This is a genomic window from Pseudomonas serbica (assembly GCF_028823535.1).
GTDB lineage: Bacteria > Pseudomonadota > Gammaproteobacteria > Pseudomonadales > Pseudomonadaceae > Aquipseudomonas > Aquipseudomonas serbica.
In genome coordinates, this window is the sequence record NZ_JAQIYM010000025.1 from 37,995 (window position 1) to 52,938 (window position 14,944).

The window sequence follows — 14,944 nt, forward strand, 5'->3', positions numbered from 1 at the left end:
CTATTCGCGCCAGGCCCTGTCCAGACGTCCGAGCGCGTCATTGATCGCAGCCTCGGGCACCGCCGCAAAACCGAGGACCAGCCCCGCACGCTGGTCCGCCGGCTCCTGCGAATCCGGCAACCAGTAGCTGCTCAGCCCGTTGATTTCGACATCGACCCTGGCGGCTTTATCGATCAGTTCACGCTCACGGGCCAAGGAGTCGACCGCGACCGTCAAGTGCAGCCCTGCCGCCACGCCCGGCAGATCGCCAACTCCGGCGATGTCCCGCGGCCACCCCGTCAATAAGGTGTTGCGTCGGCTCAACGCTGCGCGGCGCATGCGCCGGATGTGCCGTTGAAAGTGTCCGGCGGCCATGAATTCGGCCATCACCGCCTGGGTGCTGACCTCTGAATGTCGTACGTCTACCGCTCGACGCTGCGAAAACGCGTCCACCAGCGCCGGTGGCAGCACCAGATAACCCAGGCGCAAGGCCGGAAAGGCGACTTTGCCGAACGTTCCGACGTAGAGCACCCGTCCCTGCCGATCAAGTGCCGCCAGCGGCGCCAGGGGGGCGCCGCTGTAACGGTATTCACCGTCGTAGTCGTCCTCGACGATCCAGCCGTTGGCGCGCTCGGCCCAGGCCAGCAATTCCAGACGCCGCGCCAGGCTCATCACCACCCCCGTGGGGTATTGATGTGAAGGCGTCACATAGGCCAGGCGACAATCGCCCAACCCCGCCAACGCCTTGCAATCGATGCCCTCGTTGTCCACCGCCACGCCGTGCAATCGTGCGCCGGCCACCGCGAACGCATGACCCGCCGCGCGGTAGCCGGGGTTTTCAATTGCCACCCCGTCCCCCGGCTCCACCAGCAACTGCGCACAGAGGCTGATCCCCTGTTGCGCGCCACTGGTGATGACGATTTGCCCGGCAGTGCACTGCATGCCACGGGAACTGCGCAAATACGCGGCGATCATCCCGCGCAACCGCGCGTCCCCTTCAGGTGCGCCATAACACAGCTGTTGCAAATCCGGTTTACGCCAGAACGCCGCATTCAATTTGGCCCACACCTCGAACGGAAACAGATCGAACGCTGGCACGCCGACCCGAAAAGCCCGGGGCGGACCACTCGGCGGCGTTGGCAAATGGTTGTTTTCGACACGCTGTAGCGCACCGCTGTAGAGGCGCTTTTCAGGCGCTACCAGTGGCAAATCCAGCCATTGTTTCGACGCACTCGCCGACCCTTTTTTCGCAGCTTTCTTGCCCGGCAACGACGCCTGGGGCAGTTGCGCGACATAAGTCCCGTCCCCCACCCGCCCCTCGATAAACCCTTCGGCGTAAAGCTGATCGTAGGCGCGCACCACACTGTTGCGAGAGATCACCAGCGCCGCCGCCAGGTCACGGCTGGCCGGCAACCGCGTGCCACTGGCCAGTCGCCCATCCAGCACCCTGGCCCGCAAGGCCTGGTAGAGCTGGCGGCTCAACCCCTGACGCCGGTCGAGTTCGATACCCGCCGGGTTGAAGGATAGGGACAGCGGCACATCCGTCATGAAAATGGACCCATGAAATTCGACGTTAATGGCTCTTACAACAGACCAATAGCCTGCCTAGGATGCAGACATCCGCCAAGGAATATTTCCATGTATACGCCCAATGGTTTCGCCTTCAATGATTTGCAAGCGCTGCAGCAACAGATCCTCGGTACCCGCCTCGCCCTGTTGGTCACCCATGGCGAACAGGGCCTGCAAGCCAGTCACCTGCCCTTGCTGCTGAACCCCGACGAGGGACCGAACGGCACCTTGTATGGCCATTTCGCCAAGGCCAACCCACAGTGGAAGGAACTGCAGGACGGTGCCGAAGCACTGGTCATCTTTGCCGGTGCCGAAGCCTATGTGAGCCCCGGGTTCTACCCGAGCAAGGCCGAGCACGGCAAAGTCGTGCCGACCTGGAACTACGTCGCCGTGCACGCCTATGGCAGCGCCGAAGTGTTCACCGATGCCGATCGCCTGCGCACGCTGGTCAGCGCCTTGACCGATCGACATGAAGCCGGTCGTGCGCAACCGTGGAAAGTCGCCGATGCACCCGCCGATTACATCGACGGCATGCTCAAGGCCATCGTCGGTTTCGCCCTGCCGATCCAGCGCCTGCAAGGCAAACGCAAGCTCAGCCAGAACCGCAATGCCGCCGATATCGCCGGCGTGCGCGAAGGGCTGGCTGCCAGCCCCGACGCACAGGACCAGGCCCTCGCCCACTTGATGCCCTGAGGAATGAACATGAGTCAGATCGAAATCCGCCCGGTCAACGCCGACGACCACGCCGCCTGGCTGCCGTTGTGGCAGGCTTACCTGCGCTTCTACAACACCGAACTGCCGGACGTCGTCAGCCAAAGCACCTGGCAGCGCCTGCTCGACCCGAACGAACCGACCCACGCCGCCCTCGCCTGGGCTGACGGCAAAGCGGTAGGCATGGTGCATTTCATTTACCATCGTTCGAACTGGAGCATCGAAAACTCGTGCTACCTGCAGGACCTGCTGGTGGTACCGCAAACCCGAGGCACGGGCGTCGGCCGTCAGTTGATCGAATTTGTCTATGCCACCGCCAAGGCAGACGGCTGCTGCAAGGTGCATTGGTTGACCCACGAAACCAACGCCACGGCGATCCAGCTCTATGAGCGCATCGCCGAGCGTCCGGGTTTCATCCAGTTTCGCAAAGCCATTTAAGGTTCAAGGAGAACAGCATGACTTCACTCGCCGACTGGAAAGGCGTCCCGGCCCCGACCGTCCAACTGATCGAAGGGCGTTTCATCCGCCTGGAAAAACTCGACCCGGCGCGCCACGGCGACGACTTGTTCAAGGCCCTGCAAGGCCCGGGGGCCGACCCGAAACTCTGGGACTACCTGCCTTACGGTCCCTTCCCGGAGCGCAGCGTCTTCAACGACTGGCTGAACAACCACGCCGCCAGCAGCGATCCCTACTTCTTCAGCGTGATCGACCGCGCCAGCGGCGAGGTGCAAGGCATCCTCAGCCTGATGTCGATCATCCCGGCCCAGGGCCGCATCGAAATTGGCCACGTGACCTTCGGCGCGCCGATGCAACGCTCCCCCAAAAGCACAGAGGCCGTCTATCTGCTGGCCAAGGAATCGTTCGCCCTCGGCTACCGGCGCCTGGAGTGGAAATGCAACAACGGCAACGCCCGCTCCAAGTACGCCGCCGAGCGCCTGGGTTTCAGTTTCGAAGGCGTCTTCCGCCAGCACATGGTGGTCAAGGGACAGAACCGCGATACCGCCTGGTATTCGATCATCGATTCGGAGTGGCCGGCGATTGGCGCAGGGTTCGAACGCTGGTTGAGCGACGAAAACCAGACGGCTTCGGGACAGGTCAAAGGCCTGGCGGAGTGTCGGGGGTAACACACCGGCGAGGGAGTGAAAACTCCCTCGCCTTGGCCGCTGCCCCTGATGCTCAGGCCTGCCTCAAGGCGCCCTCGAACGCAGGCGTCAACCCCGACAACTCCAGCTTGCGAACAAAATCGCCGAGACGCTGCTGCCGGTAGGCGTCCACGTCCAGGTCACGGTAATCGTAGAAACCCTGGCCATCGCGCAGGCCATTGCGGCCGTTTTGCATATTGTCGGCGATCACCTGCGGCGACTCGAAACGTGGAGACAGCGCACCACTGAGATAACGCGAAGCGTAGTAGAGAATGTCGCCTCCACCCCAGTCGATGAACTCCAGCAGGCCCAGCACCGAGAAGCGCAAACCAAAGCCGACGCGCACCGCGGTGTCGATATCCTCGGCGCTGGCCACGCCCTCTTCCACCATCCGCGCCGCTTCGTTCATCGCCAGTGCCTGGATGCGCGGCACGATGTAGCCCGCCACCGGATTGCACACCACGGGCACCTTGCCGATGCGTTTGAGCAGTTGCAGCAGCCGCTCCACCACCTGGGGGCAGGTCGCTTCACTGCGGCTGACTTCCACCAGCGGCATCAGGTGCGCGGGATTGAGCCAGTGCGCGTTCACGAAGCGCTGCGGCCCGCTGACCATTTCGCTCAACTCGGTGACCAGGAAGGTCGAGGTGGTCGAGGCGATGATGGCCGTCGCCGGGACATGTTCGCTGACCCAGGCAAAGGTCTGCTGCTTGACCTCAATGACTTCCGGCACGGCTTCGAACACCAGGTCGCACACGTGCATGGCCTCGGCGGCCTCGGATCTGGACAACAGCGTCAACCGCGAAAGCGCGATATCCGACTGCTCCGACTGGAGCACGCCGAGGCGTACCAGCATCTGCAGCTCGCCGCGCAGGTTGGTGCGCACCCGCTCGAAGTAGCCGTGGCGCTCATCCTCGGCGCGATCCTTGATGTCGATGAGGGTTACTGGCAGGCCCGCATGGATGAACGCCAGGGCAATGCCCTCGCCCATGCGGCCGGCGCCGACCACGCTGACTTGGGGCAGCGCGGCGCTCATCAGTTGTAACCCCTGGTCAGCAGTTCGGTCATCTGCGCCGGGCTCAGCGTGGCCAGACCCAGGTTTTCCAGGGTGCGGCCTTCGGCGTAGAGATCGCGCCCCGCAACGACCGAGGCAATGCTCAGCAGGCCTTGGGCAACCGGGGTCGGCACACCGGCCCAGCGGCCAACGGACACCAGGAAGGACAGGCCCAGGCGGGTGTCTTCGAGCATGTAGCGATGTTTTTGCAGGTCGATGTCTTCGCGCCAGTCGCCGCTGTCGGTAAGCTTGCCATGGGCACCGCGACCGTACATCCATTCCTCGCCAGCGCTGCTGTTGTAGTGATCAGCCAGCGGGAAGTGCGGCGCGCCGTAGGTCAATGCTTCGCGCACGGCCATGCGTTCGGCATCGAGCTGGTTGGTCACGCGACGAATCGACGGTTGGGTGCCTTCGTTGTGAATGTCCCAGGCCTCGAAATGCTCCAGGGGACCGGCGTTCATCATGATCAGCGGCGGGTGGATGATGGGACCTGCGTTCATCAATGCACCGCTCAGGGCGTCTTCGATCGGCTCGATGCTCGGGTAGGCTTCACGCAGCACCGCAAAAGCGTGCTCGGACAGGTGGCTGGGGAACACGCCAGTCGGCAGACGGGTGGCATAGCAACTGATCACCAGGTCACTGGCGCCATGCTTGCGCACCAGGTACGGCAGCGTGCCGGTCTCGGCGAAGGCGACCTTGCTGCGGTTGCCGGCGTCGGCCATGGCCTTGGCGAACACGTAGCTGCCAAAAGTGCCCGGTGGCAGGAACACCACCTGGCCGTCGCGCAGATGCGGCGCCACGTGTCTGGCCAAATCTTCGTGGGAGGTCGCTGGCAGCGGGATGATGATCAGCTGCGCGTCGGCCAGGGCTTCGTCCAGGTTGTCGGTCAGTGACAGCTTGTCACCTGGATTGCCGACCGATAGCTGGCGAGTGCCGCGATAGTCCTTGATGGTCAGGCTGCCGATCGCCAGCAGCTCTTTGAGCGCAGCAGAATCGCGACGCCACAGGCGGGTCTGATGCCCCTTTTCAGCCATTTCGACAGCAGCGGCATAACAGCCGTGTCCACCACCCAGCACCGTAATCTTCATGGAGTCACTCCTCTTGTAAGAGACTCGATGCTAGCGAGTGGTGCCGCCGCAGGCTTATCCGATTGCGCAGCCGACTCACGGATTACGCAGGCGTCTCAATGTTTCTTGCGCCGCAAAGTGTCCGACGGCAGGCAGCCATAACGTTGACGATAGGCACTGGAAAAATGCCCGAAGCTGTTGATGCCGTGACGCAACAGGATATCGGTGACGGATTCGCAGCCCTTGCCCTGCTGCAGCGACTCGTGGATCACCGCCAGGCGCCGGTCGCGGATGTACTCCACGGGCGCTTGCTGGAGAAACTGCTTGAAGCCGTTTTGCAAGGTACGCACCGAGACACCACACAGCTCGCTCAGGGTCGCCAGGCTGATCGGTTGGTCGAGGTGCTCCTCGATGTAGTCGCGGGCCTTCTTCACGTGGTGCGGCAGCGGCGCGCGCGAATCGAGCAAGAGCTCCGCGCCGTAGTTATGCGGCAACTGGGTGAGCAATAGTTGCATCAGGTAGTCGGACAGGCCGCTGGCGAGGCGCGAACCGTCGACGCCGCTGCCGTAGAGCCGGCAGATGTAGTCCAGGGTGTGATAAAGGCTGACGATGCCGGCACGCCGATGATCGACGCTGACATCGAAGATCACCGCTTGGCGCAGGCTGCGACCGAGCAAGCGTTGCAATTGCATCTGCAGGGCATCACGGTCGATGCGCAGGATCAGGTTGCGGCACTCGCCATCGGTGACGATGCGGCTTTGCGCGAACGGCGAGGAAACGCTCAGGTAGCCCGACTGCATTGCCGCGCTGCGCCGACCGTGGGCCACTTCGCAATGCCCCTGCAAGGTGATGCGAAACAGGTACTGATCGGCAATGTCGCCGATCGTGATCTCCACCGGCGCGCCATAGCGCAGGTCGAGCAGCGCCGAAGTGCCGAAGAACACGCCGTTGAGCCGGGTATGAATGGGCTCGTCACGCAGCACGTTGAAGCTGTGCGGGCACAGGTAGTGGCTGACCTTGTCCTTGATCTCGCGGTAATCGGCTGAACTGAGCAGGCTGTGCCGTTCCAGCAGGTGTACGTCATTCAACATCAGAGGCTCTCCTGACCTGCAGCGGATCAGCCCCGCTGCGTTGTACGGAGCGAGGCTGAAGCACCACTATGGACTATTTACTTCACGCCTGGGCAGGGTACTCCCGTGCATAGCTTTCGCGGAAACGGCGGCAGCCGTGCCATAGCAGCAGCACAGTCAACGCCGACGCCCCACAGATCACCAGCGACATCGACGAACCTACCGCCGCGGGCGATCCGAAGTAGCGGTCGGTCAACAGCGCCACCAAGGTGGTGCCCAGGCCCAACCCCAGCAAATTGCTGATCAGCAGGAACACCGCCGAGACCTGTGCACGCACCTGGTTCGGCGCAAGAATCTGCATCGCCGCCGTGGACGCCGGCATCGGGAACGAGGCGAAGAACATCGCCGGCACCAGCAGGGTCACCGACAGCCACAGTTGATCAGCCTGGGGGAACAGCACGGCTGGCACCGCCATGCCGAGGGCGCCGATGACGCCGGTGCGCATCGCGGCATCCTGATGACCTTTCCTGGCCAGGTAATCGGTGAGCCATCCACCGAACAGCACCCCGGCGGTGTTGGCCAATAGCAGTACGGTGCCGAGCATGTAGCCTGCTTCCATCGGCGACAGGCCGAACTTGCGGATATACAGCGCCGGGCTCCAGCTCATCATGCAGAACAGCACCATGGCGTAGAACGAAAAGCCCAGGTAGTGGCAGGCGAAGGTGGCACGGTGACGCCCGAGGAAACGCAGGCCGTCAGTCATCCCGACCTTCCTGGCCCTGCCCTGCGCATCGACCTGCAGGCCCTTGCGCGCCGGGTTACGCACGGTGAGCCAGATCAGCAGGCCGACCACGATGCCGGGCAGGCCGACAATGAAGAACGCCAGCTGCCAGGCTTTCATCGCACCGAGAAAGGCCACCTCGATGGTGTTCATGTCCTTGAGCATGGCGATCACATAGCCACCCACCAGGAAGGCCAGGCCGCCACCGACGAACGAACCGATCGAATAGATGCCGACTGCGCGGCCGAGTTTTTCCTTGGGGAACATGTCGCTGAACATCGAGTAGGCCGAGGGCGACAGGGCCGCTTCGCCGACGCCGACGCCAATGCGGGCGAGGAACATGTGCAGGAAGTTCTTGCTCAAGCCGCAGGCAGCCGTCGCCAGGCTCCAGAACACGACGCCGACGGCGATGATTTTCGGCCGGGAGAAACGGTCCGCCAGATAGGCGATGGGCATGCCCATGAAGGCATAGAACAACGAAAAGGCCAGCCCGTGAAGCAGGCTGAACTGAGTGTCGCTGATCTGCAGGTCGGCTTTGATCGGCTCGATCATCAGCGCCAGGATCTGTCGATCAACAAATGAAAAGATGTAGGCGATCATGCACAAACCGACCACGTACCACTCGTAGAGGTAGGTTTTCTTGTTTTGCAGGACAGTACTGTCGACCTGGATATTCACTAGTGTTTGCTCCTTCTGGAATCCGCTCATGGGCGCAGCGCGCCGGGTAACGGTGCACGGCGCGCCGACTGGAAAGTTGCAGGGCAGATGCAAAGGACAATGGGTTCGAACATGGTCAGGCCTCTTATTGTTATGGGGTCAAGCGCGGGCTGGACTGGACTTACCAGAACTTCCAGGTGTAGGTCGTGGCGACACGGAATTCGTTGTAGTCGTAGCCGTACTTCTGTTTCACATCGATGTTGCGCAGGTCCAGCCCGAGGCCTGCCAGCGCCCCGCTCTGTACCACGTAGCTGAGCCCCAGGAAACGTTCGCTTTCCTGATTGTCGCTCAGGTTGCCGCCACGGTCCCAGTTCGTGCCCTTGATGTAGCGGGTGTAGAGCTTCAGCCCTGGCATGCCCATGCCGGCAAAGTCATAGCTGTAGCGCGCCCCCCAGGACTTTTCATCCGGGCGGACAAACCCCAGTGACGACCAGTGCACCAGGTAAGGTTGCGGGATGTAGCCGTTCATCGTCGGGAACACACTGTCGCCGAGCATGCGCTGGTAACTGAGGCCAAACATGTGCGCCCCCTTGAGCAGGGTAAACAAGGCACCGTAGGAACGGTTGTCGATCTCACCGTTCAAGGCACTGCCGTCTTCATTGTTATTGAAGTAACGCAAGTCGGTCTTGAGTTTGTAGCCGTTACCCAGATCAGCCATGTGCATCAGGCCGAAATAGTGCTGCTGATAAATGTCGTGCAACACGCCGTAGAAGTAACTGGCTTGCAAAGTCTTGGTAATGTCGTAAGTAACGCCGCCAAAATCCAGGCCGTCGCTGTCGAGATTATCGGTGGAGCCAAACTTGTAGAGTTTCTCGTGATTGGATGATTCGCGGGTCACCGCAGACCAGAAACGCCCGCCGGTCATCGTCAATCCGTCCACTTCCCTGGACTCGACCACAGCCCCTTGGTAGATGGTATCCAGTTGCCGGCTGGTGTCATCGAACGCCACCGGCAATTGCGGGCGAAGATCGCCGACCTTCAACTCGGTCTTGCTGTAGCGCATCTTGAAAGTGGCACCGGCGCGACTGTAGTCATCGGCCGTCTGCTGCTCGCTCACGCTGTAAGGCAACGAACCGTCATTGCCCGACGAATCCAGGCGCACGGCGTATTGCGCATCCACATCCAGGCCAATGGCCAAGGCCGTGTCGGTGTAACCGGAGGTGAACTGCGCATCGAAACCCTGGGACCAACTGTGCACTTCGGAAACCGGCGCATTGGTATTGGTGTAGTTGCGATTCAAGTAAAAGTTACGCGTATCCACTTTGAAGTGACTGTCATCGATAACATCGGCCTGTGCGGCCAATGGCGAACAGATCATCCCCAACACGCTGGCAATACCGAGCCCTCGGCAAGACTGCTTTACCTGATACATCCAACATCTCCACATCTGTATGTGCCTGGGCACTGTATTTATAGGAGCAGTGTCAAACGAAACACAAAAACCGCTTTCTTGTTGTTATGGCGCCAGGCGAGCTCAATGGACAATCCACTACGACGACACGTCCGGGGTCTACGCAAGGTAAGCGAGTAGACGCCGCGCCGGTATCAAGATGAACAGCATCCGAAAGGGGGAAATCTCCAACCCGGCTAAAGGTTTCCCTTAGTCGGCCCGCAGGCGGAGTGTGGTGCGCAGGCACGGCGGCGCTGCCACTCGATGCGTGGAAGCTGTAGGAACAAGGGGGTGAATGCGCAGGCTACGGGTTTACAGAGTTTCTCCCGAAAAACGATCCCGGCTGTTGGTCAGGTGCAAGACCATCGCAGCCCGAGCCGCATCGGGATCCTGCCGCTTGATCGCGTTGAAAATAGCTTCATGTTCCCTGTTCGCCAGCTGCCCCAATTGCGCAAAGTCGGCGCCTCCACGTTCGTCACCCTTCACTTGGGTGCGAGGAATCATTGCATTGCCCAGGTGCTGCATGATCTCGGTGAAAAAGGTATTGCCGGTGGCCTCGGCAATGATCTGATGGAAGCGCTTGTCCTCCTCGACGCAACTGTCGTTGTTGGCCAGCGAAGCCTGGTAATCACTCAAGGCCTGGCGCATGCGAGCGAGCTGATCATCAGTCCTGCGCACCGCTGCCAGTGCAACAGCCTGCACCTCCAGGCCCAATCTCAGTTCGAGCATGCTCCTGACGCTTGCCACCGTATCCACATGCAGGCGCAGCCCTGGCTGCGATGGTTGCGCCAATACAAACGTGCCGATGCCGTGGCGTGTTTCTACCAGACCCGACGCTTGCAGCTTGGAGATGGCCTCCCGGACAACGGTGCGGCTCACGCCATGCTCGAGAACGATGGTGGATTCCGAGGGCAGCTTTTCGCCTGGCTTCAATTGGCCGAGCAAAATGCGCTGGGTCAGCGCCTCGACCACGCCCTGGGCCAGGTTGGTAGAACGTCTACGGACAGGGATGCCGTTTTCAGTTTGCATAGGTTTTGAGTCCACGGAATTTCGCTCTTGAGAGCTTAACACCCGCGCGAACGTACTCCGCCGGACTTGATCAAAAATAGCGCCTACTTGTATGACAACACATCAATAAACTGAATCGCAGCCGCAGGCCTTTCCCCCCGACCAGCTTGCGAAAGCGCACCGAACCGCTCTACCTACAGGGCCTACAGCCCGTTAAACATGGGCTTTATAACCTGATGACTATTTTTCGCCGTCCATTACGTCAACAAAACGCAGCCCACCGCATTGCGATTCAGAAAAGCCAGTTGTATGATGTCTATCAACACAAGGCGCACCACAGATCCCAACAAGCCGCCGGTGTCACGCTAAAACCCGCATAAAAATAATCAGTGGGAGAATTGAATTTTGAACAATTCAAACAACGCATCCGTCGTTCCAGAAAGCGATTCAGATCTCGCGCGGGCCGTGAGCAAAGTAAAGAGACACGTGCTCCCGCTTTTCGTGATCATGTTCATCCTCAACTACATCGACCGGGTCAATATCGGTTTCGTGCGCACGCACATGGAACATGACCTGGGTATCGGCGCTGCCGCCTACGGACTGGGCGCAGGCCTGTTCTTCATCGGCTACGCGCTGTTCGAAGTGCCCTCCAACATGCTGCTGCAAAAAGTCGGCGCACGTATCTGGCTGACCCGCATCATGTTCACCTGGGGCATCGTCGCCACGCTGATGGCGTTCATCCAGAACGAAACCCATTTCTACATCCTGCGATTTCTGCTGGGCGTGGCCGAAGCAGGCTTTTTTCCCGGCGTGATCTACTACTTCACCCGCTGGTTGCCAGGCGTGGAGCGCGGCAAAGCCATTGCCATTTTCCTCAGCGGTTCAGCCGTTGCTTCGCTGATTTCAGGCCCTCTCTCGGGCGCCCTGCTGCAGATCGAAGGTTTCGGTTTTCACGGCTGGCAGTGGATGTTCGCCATCGAAGGCCTGGCCTCTGTAGCCCTGGGCTTTTTCGTCTGGTTCTGGCTTGACTCAAAACCCCACGACGCCAAGTGGATGACGCGTGAAGAGCAAGATGCACTGGTCGGCGCCATCGATCAGGAACAACGCGAGCGCGAAGCACTGAGCACAGTGAAACCGACCCTTGGCAAGCTGCTCAAAGATCGTCAGATCCTGCTGTTTTGCGCCTTGTATTTCTGCATACAACTGACGATCTACGCCGCGACCTTCTGGCTGCCCAGCATCATCAAGAAGATGGGAGACTTGAGCGACGTGCAGGTCGGGTTTTTCAACTCGATTCCCTGGCTGATCTCGATCATCGCCATGTACTCCTTCGCCACCCTGTCGAGCAAGTTCAAGTTCCAGCAAGCCTGGGTTGCCACCGCCCTGCTGATTGCTGCGGCCGGCATGTTCCTGTCCACCACCGGCGGGCCGATCTTTGCTTTCGTCGCCATCTGCTTCGCGGCCATCGGCTTCAAGTCGGCGTCTTCGCTGTTCTGGCCAATTCCCCAGGGCTACCTGGATGCACGTATCGCCGCCGCTGTCATCGCGCTGATCAACTCGATCGGCAACCTGGGTGGCTTCGTGGCACCGACAACCTTCGGCTTCCTGGAGCAGACCACCGGGTCGATCCAGGGCGGCCTCTATGGCCTGGCCGGCACTTCGGTGCTCGCCGCGATCCTGGTGTTTTTCGCCAGGACTGCGCCGAAAGCATCCTCCCTGCTGACGCCGCCAACCACCGCTGCAACGGGTGCGACCCTGAGCAAATCCCACTGATCCCCTTGATCCCTGAACGACCATATTTCGCAGGAATTTGCCATGAACGCTGAACATGCCGCCAACACCACCCAGTCCCCTGTCGTCACCAGCTTCCAGGTCATCCCCGTCGCGGGGCACGACAGCATGCTGCTCAACCTGAGCGGTGCCCACGGGCCATTCTTTACCCGCAACATTGTCATTCTCAAGGACAGTTCCGGTAACACTGGCGTGGGCGAAGTACCGGGTGGCGAACGCATCCGCGAAACGCTCGAAGACGCTCGCAGCCTGGTGATCGGCCAGCCCATTGGCCAGTACCAACGCATCCTCAACCAGATGCGCAGCACCTTTGCATCCCGTGATGCGGCGGGTCGCGGCCTGCAAACCTTTGACCTGCGGATCACTATCCATGCGGTGACCGCGATGGAAGCCGCGCTGCTCGACCTGCTGGGTCAGTTCCTCGAGGTGCCGGTGGCAGCATTGCTGGGCGAAGGGCAGCAACGCGATGCTGTGAAAATGCTCGGCTACCTGTTCTACATCGGCGACCGCAATGTCACGGACCTGGCCTACCGCAACGAGCCCGACGCTGAAGACGAGTGGTTCCGGCTACGCCACGAGAAAGCCATGAGCGCCGAGGCGGTCGTGCGCCTGGCTGAAGCTGCAAAGGCCAAATACGGCTTCAACGACTTCAAGCTCAAGGGTGGCGTACTGAGCGGCGATGAAGAAATCGAAGCGGTCACCGCCCTGGCTGAACGCTTTTGCGACGCACGCATCACCCTTGACCCGAATGGCGCCTGGTCGCTCAAGGAAGCCATCCGCCTGTGCCGGGACCAGCATCATGTCCTCGCCTACGCCGAGGACCCGTGCGGTGCTGAAAATGGCTACTCAGGGCGCGAAGTGATGGCCGAATTCCGCCGTGCCACGGGCCTGAAAACCGCGACCAACATGATCGCCACCGACTGGCGCGAAATGGGCCACGCCATTCAATTGCAATCGATCGACATCCCACTTGCCGACCCGCACTTCTGGACCATGCAGGGCTCGGTTCGTGTGGCCCAGATGTGTCACGAATGGGGCCTGACCTGGGGCTCTCATTCCAACAATCACTTCGATATCTCCCTGGCCATGTTCACTCAAGTAGCGGCCGCCGCACCGGGTGAGATCACCGCGATCGACACGCACTGGATCTGGCAGGATGGCCAGCGCCTGACCAGGGAGCCGCTGAAAATCGAAGGTGGCTACGTCAAGGTGCCGACCCGGCACGGCCTGGGGGTAGACATCGACATGGACGCCGTGGCCAAGGCGCACGAACTCTACAAAGGCATGGGCCTGGGTGCGCGGGATGACAGCGTCGCGATGCAGTTCCTGATTCCTGGCTGGAGCTTCAACAACAAGCAACCTTGCCTGGTGCGCTGATCGTTGGGGGCACCCAAGGTGCCCCACCCCTGCGCCACATTGTTTACACATAGGCGTATCTGTCGTAGCTCGGTAAACTGGCCGCCAAGCTTGTCGGGGTAATTTTTTCAATTCAGGAATAAACGTGGCCAAATCTATTGAGGACAATGCGCCTCTCGAGTCCTTTTCTCTCGAGAGCCCCTCCCCCCTGTATGCGCGGGTCAAGCAAATCATCATGCAGAAGATCCGCTCCGGTGCCTGGCTACCCAATTCCAAGGTTCCGTCTGAAAGCGAATTGCTGAATTTGCTGGGGGTCAGTCGCATGACCATCAACCGCGCATTGCGCGAACTGACCATCGAAGGCGCGCTGGTGCGCATGCAAGGGGTTGGCACCTTCGTGGCGGAGCCCAAGGGGCACGCCGCGCTGTTCGAGATCCACAACATCGCAGAAGAAATCGAGGCCCGGGGTCATGAGCATCGCTGCGAAGTGATCGTGCTTGAGGAGATGCCGGAACGGGCCCGCGCGTCCATGCCCTTCCCCCTGGAGGGGGTCAAGCGCTTGTTCCATTCGGTGGTGGTGCACCACGAGAATGGCGTGCCGGTGCAGATTGAAGAACGCTTCGTCAATGCCGAGGTCGCACCCGCTTATTTGCAGCAGGACTTTACCAAGGTCACGCCCTACGCCTATCTGATCCAGCTGGCCCCACTGACCGAAGGCGAACACGTGGTCGAGTCGATCCATGCCAAATCTGCGGAATGCAAGCTGTTGCAAATAAAACGGTACGAGCCGTGCCTGTTGATTCGCCGCCGTACCTGGGCCGCCAAAGGCCAGGTCGGCTGTGCGCGACTGGTCTATCCGGGTTCGCGTTATCGCCTGGAAGGCAAGTTCGGCAGCTGATTCATCCGTCGAGCGGCCCCCGCTTGCCGCTCGACAAGGCTGCTGTTGCAGACACCCTGCAGGGGCTGTTACTGCCAGGGCCAAATATGGCAAAAAAGTGACAACCCAGCGTTTCTTTTCGCACAAAAGTGTTACGGGATGCTCACCGCCGCAGCAAACCCTTGCAAAGTTGCAACAGAATTTTCGTGCTTCTTTGCATTTCCCTCTTTTTCTTGTTTTTGTTAACCAACTGTTTTAATTCATTTTTTATTCGATTCTGAATTGCGCTGCGTCCGTTCAGAACGATTTTGGCCCTTCACTTGCATTCACTTGTACATACAGGTTGGTATAAGCATACATGTACATCCTTGTTTGCCGATGCCACGCCACTGACCGCTGAATGAGGAGATGACCATGACGACCAAGACCCCACGC

The 14,944-nt window shown here is 60.4% G+C and carries 13 protein-coding genes; 6 read left to right on the forward strand and 7 right to left on the reverse strand.

Going from position 1 to position 14,944, the window contains the following annotated elements:
• The gene (gene pdxR / locus NQL71_RS28630; RefSeq protein WP_274643719.1) at nucleotides 1-1,527 is read right to left on the reverse strand and encodes a MocR-like pyridoxine biosynthesis transcription factor PdxR; all 1,527 of its coding nucleotides are present in this window, start codon (nucleotides 1,525-1,527) and stop codon (nucleotides 1-3) included.
• A 90-nt stretch (nucleotides 1,528-1,617) separates the two neighbouring features.
• On the opposite strand from pdxR, the gene NQL71_RS28635 reads away from it, so the two are divergent.
• Genes NQL71_RS28635 through NQL71_RS28645 form a run of 3 tightly spaced genes read left to right on the forward strand, consistent with a single transcriptional unit; the run spans nucleotide 1,618 to nucleotide 3,383 of the window.
• A complete protein-coding gene (locus NQL71_RS28635) occupies nucleotides 1,618-2,241 on the forward strand; it encodes an FMN-binding negative transcriptional regulator (protein ID WP_046815600.1) in 624 nt (207 codons plus the stop codon).
• A gap of 9 nt (nucleotides 2,242-2,250) precedes the next feature.
• Nucleotides 2,251-2,697, forward strand: coding sequence for a GNAT family N-acetyltransferase (locus tag NQL71_RS28640; protein WP_166620373.1), 447 nt, complete (start codon nucleotides 2,251-2,253; stop codon nucleotides 2,695-2,697).
• A 17-nt stretch (nucleotides 2,698-2,714) separates the two neighbouring features.
• Complete coding sequence (locus NQL71_RS28645) at nucleotides 2,715-3,383, forward strand: GNAT family N-acetyltransferase (protein WP_166620372.1); 669 nt, start codon at nucleotides 2,715-2,717, stop codon at nucleotides 3,381-3,383.
• Nucleotides 3,384-3,435: 52 nt separating this feature from the next.
• On the opposite strand, the gene NQL71_RS28650 is transcribed toward NQL71_RS28645, so the two are convergent.
• The 6 genes from NQL71_RS28650 to NQL71_RS28675 all read right to left on the reverse strand — a co-directional run bounded on the left by NQL71_RS28650 (nucleotide 3,436) and on the right by NQL71_RS28675 (nucleotide 10,506).
• The gene (locus NQL71_RS28650) at nucleotides 3,436-4,434 is read right to left on the reverse strand and encodes a 3-hydroxybutyryl-CoA dehydrogenase (RefSeq protein WP_274643720.1); all 999 of its coding nucleotides are present in this window, start codon (nucleotides 4,432-4,434) and stop codon (nucleotides 3,436-3,438) included.
• On the reverse strand, nucleotides 4,434-5,540 hold the full coding sequence (locus NQL71_RS28655; RefSeq protein WP_274643721.1) for an NAD/NADP-dependent octopine/nopaline dehydrogenase family protein: 1,107 nt from the start codon (nucleotides 5,538-5,540) through the stop codon (nucleotides 4,434-4,436). The genes NQL71_RS28650 and NQL71_RS28655 overlap by 1 nt, the downstream gene beginning before the upstream one ends.
• Nucleotides 5,541-5,635: 95 nt before the next feature.
• On the reverse strand, nucleotides 5,636-6,610 hold the full coding sequence (locus tag NQL71_RS28660; protein ID WP_046815605.1) for an AraC family transcriptional regulator: 975 nt from the start codon (nucleotides 6,608-6,610) through the stop codon (nucleotides 5,636-5,638).
• A gap of 82 nt (nucleotides 6,611-6,692) precedes the next feature.
• Nucleotides 6,693-8,048: a spinster family MFS transporter gene (locus NQL71_RS28665; protein WP_077182704.1), complete on the reverse strand. Its 1,356-nt coding sequence runs from the start codon at nucleotides 8,046-8,048 to the stop codon at nucleotides 6,693-6,695.
• Between the two features lie 160 nt (nucleotides 8,049-8,208).
• Nucleotides 8,209-9,459 (reverse strand): OprD family outer membrane porin, encoded by a 1,251-nt coding sequence (locus tag NQL71_RS28670; RefSeq protein ID WP_077182703.1) that lies wholly within the window; start codon nucleotides 9,457-9,459, stop codon nucleotides 8,209-8,211.
• Between the two features lie 330 nt (nucleotides 9,460-9,789).
• Nucleotides 9,790-10,506 (reverse strand): FadR/GntR family transcriptional regulator, encoded by a 717-nt coding sequence (locus NQL71_RS28675; RefSeq protein WP_166620368.1) that lies wholly within the window; start codon nucleotides 10,504-10,506, stop codon nucleotides 9,790-9,792.
• Between the two features lie 384 nt (nucleotides 10,507-10,890).
• Here NQL71_RS28675 and NQL71_RS28680 point away from each other — a divergent pair, with 384 nt between their 5' ends.
• The 3 genes from NQL71_RS28680 (at nucleotide 10,891) to hutC (ending at nucleotide 14,530) form a co-directional block, all read left to right on the forward strand.
• A complete protein-coding gene (locus NQL71_RS28680) occupies nucleotides 10,891-12,258 on the forward strand; it encodes an MFS transporter (protein WP_274643722.1) in 1,368 nt (455 codons plus the stop codon).
• A gap of 42 nt (nucleotides 12,259-12,300) precedes the next feature.
• Nucleotides 12,301-13,653, forward strand: a complete 1,353-nt coding sequence (gene gudD, locus NQL71_RS28685) for a glucarate dehydratase (RefSeq protein ID WP_274643723.1) — start codon at nucleotides 12,301-12,303, stop codon at nucleotides 13,651-13,653.
• A 124-nt stretch (nucleotides 13,654-13,777) separates the two neighbouring features.
• Nucleotides 13,778-14,530, forward strand: a complete 753-nt coding sequence (gene hutC / locus NQL71_RS28690) for a histidine utilization transcriptional repressor HutC (protein ID WP_046815611.1) — start codon at nucleotides 13,778-13,780, stop codon at nucleotides 14,528-14,530.
• The last annotated feature ends 414 nt before the right edge of the window (nucleotides 14,531-14,944 follow it).

Bases quoted from the DNA above. Each gene is read 5' to 3' on its own strand.
- gudD (WP_274643723.1), top strand. From the start codon at position 12,301: ATGAACGCTGAACATGCCGCCAACACCACCCAGTCCCCTGTCGTCACC.
- NQL71_RS28640 (WP_166620373.1), top strand. From the start codon at position 2,251: ATGAGTCAGATCGAAATCCGCCCGGTCAACGCCGACGACCACGCCGCC.
- NQL71_RS28655 (WP_274643721.1), bottom strand. From the start codon at position 5,540: ATGAAGATTACGGTGCTGGGTGGTGGACACGGCTGTTATGCCGCTGCT.
- NQL71_RS28635 (WP_046815600.1), top strand. From the start codon at position 1,618: ATGTATACGCCCAATGGTTTCGCCTTCAATGATTTGCAAGCGCTGCAG.
- NQL71_RS28650 (WP_274643720.1), bottom strand. From the start codon at position 4,434: ATGAGCGCCGCGCTGCCCCAAGTCAGCGTGGTCGGCGCCGGCCGCATG.
- NQL71_RS28675 (WP_166620368.1), bottom strand. From the start codon at position 10,506: ATGCAAACTGAAAACGGCATCCCTGTCCGTAGACGTTCTACCAACCTG.
- NQL71_RS28670 (WP_077182703.1), bottom strand. From the start codon at position 9,459: ATGTATCAGGTAAAGCAGTCTTGCCGAGGGCTCGGTATTGCCAGCGTG.
- pdxR (WP_274643719.1), bottom strand. From the start codon at position 1,527: ATGACGGATGTGCCGCTGTCCCTATCCTTCAACCCGGCGGGTATCGAA.
- NQL71_RS28660 (WP_046815605.1), bottom strand. From the start codon at position 6,610: ATGTTGAATGACGTACACCTGCTGGAACGGCACAGCCTGCTCAGTTCA.
- NQL71_RS28645 (WP_166620372.1), top strand. From the start codon at position 2,715: ATGACTTCACTCGCCGACTGGAAAGGCGTCCCGGCCCCGACCGTCCAA.